The 14,874-nt window shown below is 44.7% G+C and carries 14 protein-coding genes and 1 riboswitch; of the genes, 8 read left to right on the top strand and 6 right to left on the bottom strand.

Going from position 1 to position 14,874, the window contains the following annotated elements; translation table 11 throughout:
- Positions 1–388: 388 nt before the first annotated feature.
- Positions 389–571: a hypothetical protein gene (locus L4C34_RS13010; RefSeq protein ID WP_428789776.1), complete on the top strand. Its 183-nt coding sequence runs from the start codon at positions 389–391 to the stop codon at positions 569–571.
- A 119-nt stretch (positions 572–690) separates the two neighbouring features.
- On the opposite strand, the gene L4C34_RS13005 is transcribed toward L4C34_RS13010, so the two are convergent.
- A complete protein-coding gene (locus tag L4C34_RS13005; protein ID WP_428789775.1) occupies positions 691–1,965 on the bottom strand; it encodes an MFS transporter in 1,275 nt (424 codons plus the stop codon).
- A gap of 295 nt (positions 1,966–2,260) precedes the next feature.
- Positions 2,261–2,494: riboswitch (FMN riboswitch) on the top strand.
- Between the two features lie 90 nt (positions 2,495–2,584).
- Between L4C34_RS13005 and ribB the strand changes: the two genes are divergently transcribed.
- The gene (gene ribB / locus L4C34_RS13000) at positions 2,585–3,244 is read left to right on the top strand and encodes a 3,4-dihydroxy-2-butanone-4-phosphate synthase (RefSeq protein WP_428789774.1); all 660 of its coding nucleotides are present in this window, start codon (positions 2,585–2,587) and stop codon (positions 3,242–3,244) included.
- A gap of 52 nt (positions 3,245–3,296) precedes the next feature.
- On the opposite strand, the gene L4C34_RS12995 is transcribed toward ribB, so the two are convergent.
- Positions 3,297–4,667 (bottom strand): YjiH family protein, encoded by a 1,371-nt coding sequence (locus tag L4C34_RS12995; protein WP_428789773.1) that lies wholly within the window; start codon positions 4,665–4,667, stop codon positions 3,297–3,299.
- Positions 4,668–5,170: 503 nt separating this feature from the next.
- On the opposite strand from L4C34_RS12995, the gene L4C34_RS12990 reads away from it, so the two are divergent.
- The 3 genes from L4C34_RS12990 to shyA all read left to right on the top strand — a co-directional run bounded on the left by L4C34_RS12990 (position 5,171) and on the right by shyA (position 7,851).
- Positions 5,171–5,803, top strand: a complete 633-nt coding sequence (locus L4C34_RS12990; protein ID WP_428789772.1) for a hypothetical protein — start codon at positions 5,171–5,173, stop codon at positions 5,801–5,803.
- A 205-nt stretch (positions 5,804–6,008) separates the two neighbouring features.
- The gene (locus L4C34_RS12985) at positions 6,009–6,308 is read left to right on the top strand and encodes an isoamylase early set domain-containing protein (RefSeq protein ID WP_428789771.1); all 300 of its coding nucleotides are present in this window, start codon (positions 6,009–6,011) and stop codon (positions 6,306–6,308) included.
- A 238-nt stretch (positions 6,309–6,546) separates the two neighbouring features.
- The gene (shyA, locus tag L4C34_RS12980) at positions 6,547–7,851 is read left to right on the top strand and encodes a peptidoglycan DD-endopeptidase ShyA (protein ID WP_489686362.1); all 1,305 of its coding nucleotides are present in this window, start codon (positions 6,547–6,549) and stop codon (positions 7,849–7,851) included.
- Here the strand turns inward: shyA and L4C34_RS12975 are convergent.
- Positions 7,848–9,692, bottom strand: coding sequence for a putative bifunctional diguanylate cyclase/phosphodiesterase (locus L4C34_RS12975; protein WP_428789770.1), 1,845 nt, complete (start codon positions 9,690–9,692; stop codon positions 7,848–7,850). The two genes, shyA and L4C34_RS12975, sit on opposite strands and share 4 nt — an antisense overlap.
- A gap of 295 nt (positions 9,693–9,987) precedes the next feature.
- Positions 9,988–10,884 (bottom strand): LysR family transcriptional regulator, encoded by an 897-nt coding sequence (locus L4C34_RS12970; protein WP_428789769.1) that lies wholly within the window; start codon positions 10,882–10,884, stop codon positions 9,988–9,990.
- 144 nt (positions 10,885–11,028) lie between these two features.
- Here L4C34_RS12970 and L4C34_RS12965 point away from each other — a divergent pair, with 144 nt between their 5' ends.
- The 3 genes from L4C34_RS12965 (at position 11,029) to L4C34_RS12955 (ending at position 12,985) form a co-directional block, all read left to right on the top strand.
- The gene (locus L4C34_RS12965; protein WP_428789768.1) at positions 11,029–12,252 is read left to right on the top strand and encodes a multidrug effflux MFS transporter; all 1,224 of its coding nucleotides are present in this window, start codon (positions 11,029–11,031) and stop codon (positions 12,250–12,252) included.
- Positions 12,253–12,270: 18 nt separating this feature from the next.
- Entirely contained in the window at positions 12,271–12,627 is a 357-nt protein-coding gene (locus tag L4C34_RS12960) for a hypothetical protein (RefSeq protein ID WP_428789767.1), read from the top strand.
- A 139-nt stretch (positions 12,628–12,766) separates the two neighbouring features.
- A complete protein-coding gene (locus tag L4C34_RS12955; protein ID WP_428789766.1) occupies positions 12,767–12,985 on the top strand; it encodes a VF530 family protein in 219 nt (72 codons plus the stop codon).
- Positions 12,986–13,170: 185 nt separating this feature from the next.
- On the opposite strand, the gene L4C34_RS12950 is transcribed toward L4C34_RS12955, so the two are convergent.
- Positions 13,171–13,794, bottom strand: coding sequence for a glutaredoxin domain-containing protein (locus tag L4C34_RS12950; RefSeq protein ID WP_428789765.1), 624 nt, complete (start codon positions 13,792–13,794; stop codon positions 13,171–13,173).
- A 58-nt stretch (positions 13,795–13,852) separates the two neighbouring features.
- Entirely contained in the window at positions 13,853–14,737 is an 885-nt protein-coding gene (locus tag L4C34_RS12945; RefSeq protein ID WP_428789764.1) for a DMT family transporter, read from the bottom strand.
- Between the last annotated feature and the right edge of the window lie 137 nt (positions 14,738–14,874).

Raw genomic sequence — 14,874 nt, 5'->3', positions numbered from 1 at the left:
CGTAGCCCTGTTACCAGCCTCAGTATCGCGCTCTAAAGTGTATCAAATTTATGAAAATGTCCGCTTCGTTGTGCTCAATGCTTAGTCAGCGAAAATCTAAATCTAGGTTCGATTTGACTATACTGTTGAATGAGGAAAGTGTTCAATCAAGCATAGGTAAACTATGGCGAGCCGAAATATTCATGGTGAGTGGGTGATGAGTTTCAACAATTGACTATTACATTCCGAGGTTTCTGGAGCCACTAATGTCGAAGCGAGCCTCGGCTGGTTTAAAGATCTCCAAGAGCACATACACTCTTCTTCAGAACAAGATAAAACCCCATGGGTCATATTCCACGATTGTCGCAATTGGATCGGCGCTTCCCCTGATGTCTGGGAAACCAACAATATGATAGTGGAGTGGTCAGCTGAACATAACTGCATTTTCGAAGCCGTGATACTGCCAGGAAAAATGCAGCTCTATGTTTCAGAAAAAGAATTGAGCAAACAAAGCATCCTGCACTATTTTCTCGATTATGATGAAGGCTACCAAGCTTGTTTAGATAGACTTGCTGACGTTAAGAATCAGTGAAGTTAGTCGGTGCTTATAACGTATTTAGTTTAACAATGTGATCGGAAAAGTGGTCTTCTAGTTTGACACACTTACCGCTCAAAGAGCGGTAAGTGTGTTTTTAAAAGATCAAGAGGAACTTAGGCTTGCTGAGTCATCAATTGTTGACGCTCTTTTTTTCTTAGCAGTAGTGTGGCGGTGCAGGCTAACCCGATCACGAGTGCAAAGATGAATATATAAATAAAGCCATTGAAGAACTGGTGATTGAGTTGGGTGGCGAGCATCGGTGAGAAACCACTAATTGCAGCGCCTATACCGTAGCTGGCACAGCAGCCACTGCTGCGTAATCTAGCTGGGTAAATTTCCGAGAAGATTGGCGTTATTGCACCTTGTACCCAGCAACCTAAAGTTGTCAGGATCAGCAGTCCTGCGATGATATTGGCTGTTTCATGGGAAAGGACCAAATGAAATGCTGGGTAGAGAAGGACCACGTGCATCAACAGACCATACAGTGTCATTTTTGCGCGGCCATATTTGTCTGACAATAGCCCGAATAGAGGGTACATCACACAAGCAAACAACAAAGAGATGGTGTTGAGAGACAAAGATTGGCTCAGCGTCATGTGATCGAACTGAGTGAAATAGGTAATGAAATACACGAAGTCGATATAAAACATCATCCCCAGCGCCGCACTAAACGAAATCACAATCAAAAAGCTGACTTTATGATTACGCCATAATTCTAAGTAGGTGTTGGTATTGGGTTTCGCTGTCGTTGAGACATCTACATTTTCATGGCTTTGTAACTCTGAGCGAATGACGAGCAAGTAAATGGCCAGTAGCGCACCGCCGATCAAAAAGGTGATTCGCCAAGCGTAGTGCACCAATTCCGGTGGGCAAAACTTCAATACCAAATAGCTGGTTCCTGATGCCAGTAAGAAGCCAATCAGGGAAACAGCGATGGCGATACCGGAATAGAATCCCTTGTTCTTGAGATCTTTATTTTCGACGGTGACCACCAATAAGTTGGCGTACTGGCCGCCTGCGGATAGTCCCTGAATAATGCGAATGACCACAAGTAAAATAGGCGCTAAGACGCCAATGGTTGAAAAACCGGGCAGGAGGGCAATGGCCACTGTCGATAAGCCCATTAAAATAATGGCGAGGTTCATGCTGTAATAGCGGCCAACTCGATCCCCAATCCAGCCGAAAGCGATCCCCCCAATTGGTCGAGCTAAAAAACCGACAGCAAAGGTTGCGAACGCTAATAATAGGCTGCTGAACGCGCTTTCAGTGGGAAAGAATACTTGGCCAATCGCGGCTGAGAAATAGCCAAATAGACAAAAGTCATACCATTCGATGGCGTTACCAAATGAGGTTTTTAGCGTGTGGGTGATGTTCTTACGTAGTTGCATGGTGGTTTATTACTTTCCTTAATAATTAATAACCGTAACTTTGGAAAATGAGCGGATATATCACTCATTTAGATGCACCAATCAATCGGCGCTGCCAATGGCGCCAATAATATCCGTTTTTATGAGCAAATGATTCTGAAATGTTGCTGTTTTTTTTACTATATTGGCGAAGTTCATCGCTATTACTTGGCAAACTGTGATGTTTTTATGAAGTGATGCAATTATTTCAATCTTAAATTGTTGTTTTTTAACATGATCAGTTATATTTGCCACGCTGGCAACACGACCGTTGTCAATACATTCTCAGGGCGGGGTGAAATTCCCCACCGGCGGTATGTTTTCAAAGCCTTAAAGCGAATGTTTTAACTGAAATGTTTTAACTGCAATGTTTTAACGTAACGGCCTTAACGGTAACGCTTTAAAGTCACATTATGAAAACCAGCCCGCGAGCGCTCAAGCTAGCTTGAGGTCAGCAGATTTGGTGAGAAGCCAAAGCCGACGGTGATAGTCCGGATGAGAGAGAATATTGTACGCTTTGCCTAATCTTTCTGATAAGGCGACTTGCGCTACCTGTCATTCCTCATAACGCCCTGATTCTGGTCATCACTAGGAGAACACCATGAATCAGTTATCTTTACTTGCCGAATTTGGCAATTCCATTACCCGAGTAGAAAATGCACTGAGTGCACTACGTAGCGGACACGGCGTCTTATTACTTGATGACGAAGATCGAGAAAATGAAGGTGATATCATCTATTCGGTCGATCATTTAACCTCAGAGCAGATGGCGTTAATGATTCGAGCTTGCAGTGGCATTGTTTGCCTTTGTCTAACGCATGAACGGGCCAATCATCTAGCTCTGCCAGCGATGAGCGAGAAAAACGATAGCGCCAATCAAACGGCTTTCACGGTATCCATTGAAGCAAAGCAAGGCGTTACGACTGGAGTCTCGGCGCACGATAGAGTGATGACGATTAAAGCGGCGACGGATCCTAACGCCGTAGCAAGTGACTTAGCTCGCCCCGGTCATGTGTTTCCACTAAGGGCGAAGGATGGAGGCGTATTAACTCGTCGAGGCCATACCGAAGGCACGATAGACTTAATGAAGTTAGCGGGGCTAACCCCTGCGGGCGTGTTGTGTGAAATTATGAACAAAGATGGCAGCATGGCCAAAACAGCTGAAATTGTTCGTTTCGGACATCAACACAAGATGCCAGTGCTGACCATCGAAGATATTGTGCGTTACCGTCTAGGCAGTGATAACTTAAAGCACGCCTGATGAATCTGTCGTAAATCTGATTGGGAGAGCTAAATGGCTCTCCCAATTAAGGTCAAAAAATCAGGTAGGCGATGGCGGTAATAATCGGCAGAGTGATAAGAGTACGCAGAATAAAAATTGTGAACAGCTCTAACAGGTTGACGGGTATTTTGCTGCCGAGCAGCAGCGCGCCAACTTCTGACATATAAATCAGCTGGGTTACCGATACAGCAGCGACGATAAAGCGCGTCATATCGGTAGTAATCGAGGTTGCCAATACAGATGGAATGAACATATCGGCGAACCCCACCACAATGGTTTTTGCTGCGGCTTCGGCTTCAGGTACTCCCAGTAATTGCAAAAGTGGGATAAATGGCTGGCCTAGCCAATTAAATAATGGGGTGTATTCCGCTAGCATTAACGCACCTGTGCCGAGCCCCATCACGATCGGAAGCACGCCAAAAATCATGTCAACGGCGTTGCCGAGCCCTTCCTTAAAGACAGGCTTGAACGAGCGGACGGTAGCGGATTTTTTGAGTGCTAATTGCATGCCCCATGAAAAACTGTTGTGTCCACTTGGCAGGGCATCACTATTTGGTTCGCGCTCGCTACCATCAATAAACGTGTCTTTTTTACGGCTAAGCGGCGGTAAACGAGGGATAATTATGGCTGCAGCAATACCGGCTAAGCAAATAGCACCGTAAAAGGGCAGGAATAAATGTTCTAACTTAACCTGCGCTAATACCACTAAACTAAAAGTGATCGAGACAGCCGAAAAAGTCGTTCCAACGACGGCGGCTTCCCGCTGTGTATAAAATTTGTCTTCATATTGTTTGCTGGTGAGCAAGATCCCCACGCTACCATCACCTAACCAAGAAGCAATACAATCGATAGCACTTCTACCGGGTAAGTTAAACACCGGGCGCATAATTTTGCTTAGCAAGGCACCAAAGAGTTCAAGCAAGCCAAAGTTCAGCAGCAGTGGCAACAAGAGGCCTGCAAAAATAAACACAGAGAATAAGGTCGGCAGCAAGTCCATCAGTACAAGACCGCCGGTATTTGAGCTCCACACGGCTTCTGGCCCGACTTTATAAAACGTCATAATCACAGCAATCCCACCGGCGACACGAATGCTAAGCCACAACCAAGATGGATTGAGTAAATTGTTTAAATAGTGGTTTTGGGTAACGAAGCGAGGTTTGAATACCTTCACGCCAAGAGAAACCGCCGCCATCACAGCAATAATCGTCGTGACGACATCAATTAAACTATCACCTAAACCCGCTTTGATCGATTTTGCTAACACGGCGACTGGAATGGTCAGCACGCCATCGTAGTGCACTGGTGCCATAAAAACGAACAAGCCAATCATCGACGGAATAAAAAATATCCAAAAATTTCTCGCGTTCTGGTGCTCTTCAATAGGGGGCTGGTTTGTCTGCATACAAAATTCCAATTATTACGTTAAGATCCAATCGATCTAGTAAAGATGTGGTGAAAACTAAAACTATAGATTGCGCAAATAGTAAATTAAGGGAGATCGTGTTGCAAGTTTATTCTGTTTAAGTGGTTTTTTATTCCATGTCAGGGCTGGGAAGAAATTGCAACGTTTTCGCGTGGGTTTTTAATTCGGTGCAGAATTGCTAAGCGGCTAACTCATTCCAAGCACCGTATGGACGGTGGGTCAGTATGTGAGATTGAACCTCAATGCAGTACACGCCATGAATATTTTTATTCAGCGGCATTTGAGTGTTTTCCTCGGCGGGTGAAGTTATAAGTATAGACGTTCGTATCAGTCGCCCAATTATTAAGGAACTCGTTAACTAATAAATGGAAATAGATCGGGGGATTTCTTGATATGCCCTCAATTTGGTATAAACCTATAGGTAAGGTTTATACATTCTTAATGTGAATGTTTTGTTCTTGTTCTATTAGTTAGGGGGCGGGGTGGAACGAAGTAATGTTTATTCTTCTCGCGGCGCCTTTGTTGGCATGATTCTACTTTCAATCACGGTGGCAATTGGATTGATTGTGCTACGAGGACATGATCACCAGACGCTGACGCTTGCGGCGCAGTATGACCAGCCTGCGAATGAAAGCTCGGTACTGCGTTATGCTTTTGGCGTCGATTCTGACGAGCCTTTCATTATTAAAGTTCCTGACTCCAGTTCTAGTGCTCACTTTGATGGTATTGATTCTGATTTACGCACAGTGACAGCTCAATACTATCAAGATGATATGCAAGGTTCGGTGGCCATTAATACAGATACTATTGTGGCGCTGAGTGCTTCAGATCAACACGTTTATGCCGTGATTTTAGTGCTGTCATATGGTCTAGAAGAAGATATCTCTTATCTATCTACTTTTCGCTATGATCCTGTTTTACAATCGATGCAGCTAGTGGACAGCGTACGTCTAGGACAAAGCGTCGTCGTGGAAAATCTGTTAGACAAAGGCGATTTGCTTCAGGCTAACGTGACCATATCCAAAGGAGACGCATCGGCCGCGAAACATTCTGTGATTGTCTCACTATCAGATCAATATCAACTAACTTTGTTGCAAAAGCGCGCACATTACTAAGGTTATTTTACGTTAGTTCAGCACCTCCTGCCTCTGAATCATTTGTTGCTTAGTAACCCCTTCCTTGCTGCTATTGAAGGGCTTACATGGTCCGATGTTCATCGTAGCCGAGATATGTGTATTGTGGAAATGTGCTAAATTGCCTATTATCTACCCTGATCGAATATTTGATTAAGTTCACAGATTGAGCGAAGGGAGTAAAAGGATGATCAGTAAACGTTTTTTTAAGACTAAGAATGAAGTCGAAGTGACGTTTGAAGTACCGATGAATGAGGTAAGTAACTCAGTATCCATAGTGGCGGACTTTTTGGATTGGCAGCCGATTGAAATGAAAAAGGTCGCGAAGTCAAAAACGTTTAAGTATAAAACGCGTTTGCCAAAAAATAGCCAGTTTGAGTTTCGCTATTTAGTCGATAATGAAATGTGGCGCAATGACCCACAAGCCGATCGTTACCAACCGAATGGTTTTGGCGAAGATAACGGTTTGCTTTCAACCCATTTATAATTCAACCCACTCATAATTCAATCGATATTAGGGTTAATCGACCCAAGTTGAATAGAATATATTAAAGGGCGCAATCGCGCCTTTTTTGTTGCTCCTTGTCTAACTCACCCTTGAATATTTAACCGAAAAAAAGCAATGAGCTGTGGTTGCGTTGGTTTAGGGGGGTGACTTTCGTCACTTAAAGCCTTAACCTCTTCGGTTCTATTTTTTTGACTAGTGAATATGATTGGGGAAGTTTGTGCCGATAAAATCGATTACTGAGCGTTTTTCTACGCTGACCAAGCAAAAAAAGTTGTTTATTGCTAGCGTGCCAGTGATGGCAGCGATCGCGCTGACTTCGTTAAATCACGACCTCCTTCAAGGCACGGTAGACCTGAGTTTGCCTGAGTTGAATGCCGTTGGCCAACCACCGAACAGTGGGGGCGTTTCACAGGACATTCCAGACTACGAATACGTGATTCAATCTGGTGATAGCCTTAGTGCCATTTTTGATAAATTGGGCTTTAGCTACCGGGATATGATGCACATCATGGAGACCGATGTGGACTATCTTAAACTCGATACGCTGATGCCAGGGGATACATTACGTTTTTGGCGATCAGAAAATCACAAATTGTTACAAAAGATGGAACTGCAATTTAGCTTGGCTGATCGAGCAACGTATACTCGTCTCAAGGACGGCAGTTACACCTTTAAAGATATTACTCTGCCCGGAAAGTGGAAGGAATACCCACTGGTTGGGCAAGTTCAAGGTAGCTTCTCTCAGTCACTTCAAGCCCTTGGGGTGAGCAGCCGCGAATCTGAGCAAGTGGTCGGGATTTTAAAAGATAAGCTAAACTTCGCACGAGATTTAAGAGCAGGAGATAAGTTTGAGTTAGTCGAGTCGCGTCAGTTTATTGATGGTAAGCCGACAGGCAACAAGGAAATTCAGGCGATCAAAATCTTTAATCAGGGCAATGTAGTGACGGCCTATCTGTATAAAGATGGTCAGTACTATGACAAGTTTGGCAATAGTTTACAGCGTGCGTTTCAGCGCCACCCGTTTAGTGGCCATTATCGCATTAGCTCGTCGTTCAACCCGTTCCGTCGTCACCCAGTGACGGGGCGCATTATGCCGCACAATGGTACGGATTGGGCGGTGCCAGTAGGGACTCCAATTGTTGCGACAGGCGATGGCGTCGTGATAATGACTCGCCATCACCCTTATGCGGGTAATTATGTGGTGATTAGGCATGGCAGCAATTACACAACGCGCTATTTACACCTAAGCAAGATACTGGTGAAGCGTGGGCAAAAAGTTACGCGCGGACAAGAAATCGCTTTGTCTGGTAAAACGGGCCGAGTGACTGGGCCGCACATTCACTATGAATTGATCGTGAAAGGTCACCCTGTGAACGCGGTGACGGCTAAAATCCCGATGGCGCATTCTGTTGCGCGTCAAGATATGCCGGATTTTATTGCACAGCGTGACCGTTTAGACGAGCTTTTGCACCAGCAAGAAGTACGTGTTGCGGGTCAAGCTCAGTCGCAGCCAACTAGCTAGCAGTTAATGACGTTACTTAGCTGTTTTAATGGCGCGAGTTTATCGACAATGGCTTGAGGCGTTTCGGGTCGTGAGAAGTAAAATCCTTGGATTTGCTCGCAACCCATTTCGTAAAGTTTATCTAGTGAACTCTGGCTTTCTACCCCTTCTGCGACCAGCATCAAATCCAGTTGCTGGGCAAGCTGCACAATCAACCATACGACCCGTTCAGAGGTCTTGTTTTGCAGCATATTCTGTATAAAAGTCGCATCGATTTTTATACAGTCTATTGGGTAGTTATGGATATAGTTCAGGCTGGAATAGCCGGTTCCAAAATCGTCGAGTGCGACACGAAAGCCGAGCGCACGCAACTTATCTAATGTCAGCTTCACGTGTTGGGTTTGAGTCAGTAAAATGGTCTCGGTTAACTCAATGGTAAATTCGCTTGGCTGAAATCCATACTTTTTGATTGTGCTGACTATATTGCCTAGGTAACGGGTTGGATCTGCTAATTGATTGGCTGAGCAGTTAAGAGCAAGTTTTACTTGGTAACCTAATCCTGCTTCCACGACTTGTTTTGCTTGGCATGCTAGCTCAGTAATACGCTCACCTAACTCAACAATTAGCCCTGATTGTTCTGCGGCAGAAATGAGTTCTAGGGGGGAAACTTTTCCTAACGCTTGGTTTTTCCAACGAACTAATACTTCAAAGTAGTTCCAAACTTGATCTCCTTTATTGACGATGGGCTGCAGCACTACATACACTTCGCTGTCAGGAGAAACGGGTGAATCCAACTCCGCTCTGAGGGAATCAATGATCATAGTTCGGCGGTAGTACTGCGCACTGAGCTCGGTATCGTAGCAATAAATGTGACTGGAATTCGACTGCTTGGCAGCTTTGAGTGCCAAACTGGCGTTTAAAATTAATTGGTCAGGATTTATGTATTGCTCGACTTTTCTCGCCAAGCCGAAACTTACAGAGAGTTTAATACTGCGTGACGCATCTAGATACCCTTGTTCAAGTTGTTCATTAATGAGTTTACAGATATCAAATGGCGTTTGAGAGAAGGTCAAAAATGCAAATTCGTCACCGGCAATTCGAAATGATAAGTGCTTGTCGTGTACCACGCTAGTCAACACTCCTGCTACGTATTTTATGACTTGGTCTCCAATGTAATTACCGTACATATCGTTGATAAGTTTGAAGTTATCGATGTCGATGTAGACCAGAGTAAAGGGTTCTCTCATTGAACTGGTTAATACTTCAAGCTTGTCGGCTAAGCAGCTGCGGTTCATTAAGCCTGTGAGGTTGTCATGAGAGACCTCATAGCTTAGCTGGTGGACCAAATATTCTGATCGCTCTGATAGCCATTTAACACGTAATCGATGGACAACCACATTCGCGAGGATTTTGTGAAATCTAATCACTTCTTCCGTATCGAGCAGTTGTTGCTGAAACTTTGATAGTAATAACCCTAAAACCTCGCCGGATTTGGCTCGCAAAGGGATGCCTAAATAGGCAACAATATTGTTCTGGCTAATGCTCTTATCACAAGGGAATTGACATTTTAGGTTGGCTGGATATAGGAAAAAAAGTTGCTCGGACTTAATGACTTGCTCACAAGGTGTGCCGCTAAGTGGATAGGTGTCGCAGCGCTGTGCGCTGTGCTCACAGCTATCGGCCAAAGTCCGAGCGCTATAGTGCAGCTTATCAATTTCAACGATACTGGTACTGTAAGTACCAAAGCTTTGATGTAGCACTTGCACTACTTGTTCAAGCAGTTCCGTTTCATCTAGAAGCAATAAGTTGTTGATCGTTCCAAAATCAATAGCCGCGTTGCTAACCTTATTATTACTAGCCATAGTTGGTTAACTCACGTTGTAGTGAACTGTGTTCACTTTATTATTTTATGATCACCTTCAATTAGCCCGGTCGGTTGGATGTTGCATTAGCAATCGTGGGCTAGAAGTGTTATGGGTGTATAAACACTATGGCCTATGTTTCATATAATTCCAGTCGGCATGTTAAAAGTGGTTGTTTTTTAGACCTATAGTCCATTAAATTCATAAGGTTATCAGATGGAGTTTTTATAGCACTTTTTTGCTAGCAGTTTTTTGTTATGGATAAGGGATGTGCTCGCCCAAGATAACGGATCTTCTAACAAGGATCGGCCTTTTTCGTCTGCTGTAGCTTAGATTTTAGATAGTCTAAGAAAAGATGGGTTCGCGTGTGTTTATAATCCAACTTCGGATAATAAGCATAAAACATCGATTCATCCGCTGTGATCTCCGGCAACACGCGTTGAAGAATACCCTGCTGCAATTCATCTTTGATGATGACGTCACTGGCCAATAATACGCCTAAGCCATGCTTTGCGGCGTAAAACAGCGCTTCTGGATTGGTGGTAAAGAAATTGCCCGATAGCATGATACGCTGACCTTGAGAAAGTTTTATCTCTCGTTGTGGCCGCTCTCCCCAAATTAAGACGTTGTGTTGTTGTAGCGCCTCAATAGAATTGGGTATCCCAAATCGTTCCGCATACGAGTTAGAGACATAGAACCCTGCTTTGTACTCGTATAGCGGTGTTGCGATAAAGCTGAGCGAGTTTATTTGTTCTAATTCCTTGCTGATGACGACATCTAAGCTGAGTTCGGGCAATTCTCCGGGAGATATCGTCGTTAGTTGTACACGTATATCCGGATATTCGAGGAGAAAGTCGTTGACATATTGCACCACAAACTTTGATCCCACCGCTAATGTCGCCCCGATTTTCAACAGGCCGACGGGCGTTTGATTGACCGAGCGCGTTTCATCGATAACTGATTGCCAGCCATCCAATTGGTCTTTTGCTCTTTGGTAAAATAGCGCCCCAGCTTCGGTTTGAGTGACCGAACGAGTGGTGCGTTTGAGTAGCTGAGTGCCTATTCGCTCTTCTAGCCAGTGAATACGTTTGCTGACGGCTGAGCTCGTGGTGTTGAGCTTGCGAGCAGCACCATTAAAACTGTGCTCTTCTACTACTTTTAAATAAGTTCGTACACTTTGAATCCAGTCCATAGCTTCCTACATTAGTTCTTAATTGGACACAATCCATTTCCATAACCATCCATTATCATTTTATGGCTAATAATATAGACTATTTCTGTCGTCAAATACAAAGCTTAAACATACAGTTCGAATGGTCTTTATCTATGGTGGTCTATGAATCAACAACGCAATTCTTTTAACAAAACGCCTTTACTATTGGCAATGATGATTATCGCTACTGGGCAGGTCGGCGTCAGTATTTATTTGCCTTCTTTGCCGATGATTAGTGATGCCTTGTCAATAAGTCGCCCTGATGTGCAGCTCATTATTACCTTATTTTTGCTCAGTTTTGGTTGCTCTCAGCTTTTTTATGGCCCACTTTCTGACGCTATTGGCCGCCGTCCAGTATTTTTGATGGGGCAAGGGGTATATTTGCTAGGCACTGGCTTGTGCTGGGCATTTTCAGACCGCTTTGAGATATTAGCGGCAGGCCGTTTGTTACAAGGGTTAGGTGCGGGTAGTGCATCTGTGTTGGGGAGGAGTGTGCTGCGTGACAGTTACGATGGACCCAATCTAACGCAAGCGATGTCTTACCTTGCGATGACGGCCTCTGTGATCCCCGTTATTTCTCCAGTATTGGGTGGTTGGATTGCTTTTCACCTTGGCTGGCAAGCGGTGTTTGGTTTTGTGCTCTTTTATTTAGTTGGGATGGTGACCCTAGGTTGGTTTCTATTGCCTGAAACGCTCCCTTATCCAAAAAAACGTTTTGCGGTGCAACCTGTTCTCGCTGACTATTGGCAGTTGATACGTAATCCTCAGGTGATCAGTAGTGCCAGTTTTAATTGGCTGTCGTATTTGGCCAGCGTGGTATCGCTGTCAGTGTTGCCGTTTATGATGCAAAACACCTTAGGACTATCGTCGGCTGATTATGGTATGACGATGATTATCCCATCAGCAGGCTTAATGCTCGGTAGTGTGAGTCTGAATATTTTGAATCGATATATTTCCACTACTCATCTGTTGCTACTCTCATCAGCTTTGATCGCCGTTGCCGGAGTGTGGATGATTTCAACGCCTATGACAGTCGTTCATTTGGTCAGTGCGTTTACCCTTATCACCGTGGCGCAAGGGCTGTCATTTCCCCTTTCTATTAGCATGCTGTTGGCTCCACATAAACAGCACGTAGGGGCAGTGTCGGCTTTGAGTGGCTCTATCCAAATGGGCTTGGCAGGCATTCTGGGTGGGGCGATCGTCAGATATTGGGTATCTGGTCAGGCGACACTCGGTTCCTTTTATTTATTTGTTAGCCTCGCGATGGCGCTAGTATTACTGTTTAGTCGTAGCGGCGTAAAGCAGTTTGAATCCGGTTACTCGGTTGCTACAATGCGCAGCAAATAACTTAGGGTAACACTAGATATGCAACAAAATGAATTTGTACTGCTGACCCAATTACTTTGTGGTAAACAAGATATCCCGCAGGTACTTGAGTATTTGAAATCGTACCAAGATGAAGAAGTGGCGCAAGCGGCTCAATCTCTGTCAGGCCAATTTGCTTTGGCGGAGGTTGACGGCGAACAACGTGTTTATCATGTTAGCACTCAGCTTGATGACGATGGCAATGAGCAAGAATATGTCGAGCACATCATGAATGAAGGCGACGATGTGATTCGTTTCGTGGCTTGGTTCTTCGATATTATGTTTGACGTGAAGGCCAAAGACACATATCAAGCTGCGGGTAAAACCTACCAGCAACCAAAGCGTAATAACGACTGATCGCGATCCATTCGTTTTGGTTAAAGTGAGTATTAGTAAGCGTTGAAGTTTGGCGCGGGTTCGGAGGGTTTATGGCTATCTGAATGTGCTGAAAGAATCTCCGTATTACTACGCTCTTAGCTTCTAGGAAATGAACTCAATGACTCAAGCACAACCTAAAAACCCGTTGCACGGGCTGACACTTGAAAAGATTCTAACACGTCTAGTAGAGCATTATGGCTGGGCGGGTTTGTACGCTGAAGTAAATGTTAATTGTTTCTCAAATGATCCTTCCATTAAGTCGTCATTAAAGTTCTTGCGTAAAACGCAGTGGGCGAGAACTAAAGTGGAATCTTTGTATACTCAGACGTTTACCTGATACCCGTAGTATATAAAAAGGTGCAATTTAACTGGCTGCACCTTTTTATATTGATTACTTAGAGACTCACAGACGTACCGCCCTCAGAACCACAGTTGTCAGAACCATAGCTGTTAGAACCATAGTTGTCAGGACCATATCGGTTAGATTGATAACACTTAAAGTTAAGTCATCACTGGCTGTTGTTAACCCATCGAGCTTTGATTCGCCTCTATATTGACGACGTTATCTGGCATTGAGTTTAGGCCCTTTTTTTCCAGCCACTCTTCCAGCGCATCCGAACCTCCAATATATTCATCGTCCATCCAAATCTGTGGCACCGTCACCGGCGTTTTGAAGCCAATGTGCGCTTTCACTTCAGGGATCATTCGATACAAAGCAGCGCTGTCTTTCACGACATCAAGATAAGAGTATTCGATGCCCGCATCCTCCAACTGCTGTTTAGCCTTCACGCAATAGGGGCAGGTTTCCTTACCATAAACAATGTTACCTTTGAGCTGATCGCGCTTGGTCCATTCTTGAATCACAGATTGCACTAATACTCCGCGATTAAGGGCTTCGCCTTGACTGACGACTTTCCCTTCGATCATCAGGATTGGAGCATGCCAAGCGCCCGCTTTGAGCGGTTCCCACCAATGAGAGAGCCAATCTTTCACTTCTAGCTCAATAGGCACATCGGCAAGCTCATTGGCAAAAGTGTCGCTCAGTATGTCTTTGGTAAGCGTACATTCACCACAAGGGATAGTTACCTTAAACGGTCCCCAGCTTCCTGCCCATCGATAGAGAGTAATTTTAATTGGGTTTGACATGCCTGTGTTCCTCAGTTGCTTGCTTACCTAATAAGAACGACTGGTTATGTTATTTCTTTCATTGGGATTGTTTTTTTGTTTCCCAATGTGTGATGAAGGCGACAGAAGCAATAATGATCGCGGCGCCCAACCAGAGACGGCCGGGTGGTACCCACTGGAAAACGAGCCAGCCCGCTAGCACATTAAACGGCAACTTGGCGTGGTCGAAAGGCTGAACAAAAGACGCGTCTGCCACAGAATACGCCTTAACAATCGCCCATTGTGCGAGAGCCGTAATGATGCCAGCAGCGATGAGAATGAGCCAAGCGGCACTGTCATGCGGGGTCTGCCAATCTGGTAGCGCTAGAAATAAGTTAAAGGGAGTGATGAGAATAAATAGGTACACCACTATCGTCGAGGGTGAGTCGTGTGACGAAAGCTTTTTTACCATCAGGGAGTAGCCGGCCCAAAATAAAGCGGCGCCAATCGGTAAAGTCGCGGCCCAGTTAAAGTCATGTGCCCAAGGTTTTAAAATGATCATCGCGCCAATAAACCCGGTCGCGGTAGCTCCCCAACGGGCAAGGCCTACTTTTTCTTTCAAAAATACCCCAGAGCCAATCGTTGCAAACAAAGGGGAAGTCATCAGCAGTGCAATACCTTGCCAAATCGGGATTGGATAGGCAAGTGCCCACATCCAGAGTTGGATACCCACAACCGCTAGCGAGACCCGCAGTACATGCTGCATAAAGTGGCCAGTTTTCAATGACTCTCGAATACCTAGGGTACGCAAATAGGGCAATATTGCGATTAAAGCAATGCCATATTGAATAAAGGCGACGGTGGTTGAAGGCAGCTTGTAGTGAATGCTGGCAAATTGGATAAGGCTGTTAACGATGGCAAACGAAATGCCAGCAGAAAGCATCCAAGTAGCTCCGCCAATCGGAGAATGGGTGGGACGATTCATAGGGTCAAAGTATCTAGCAGGTTACGAGTTAATAATAGAACGAAGCAGGTCTATTACTTCAATTAATAGCAAACCATGCTAACCCAGTCTTGCTGGTGATGAAATGAAAATCACGCCGATTCATCCATTCACGGCTT

The organism is Vibrio profundum, from assembly GCF_050337555.1.
Classification (GTDB): Bacteria; Pseudomonadota; Gammaproteobacteria; order Enterobacterales; family Vibrionaceae; genus Vibrio; species Vibrio profundum.
Note: the sequence above shows the minus strand (reverse complement) of the source record. Positions and strands in the feature narration are given on the sequence as shown.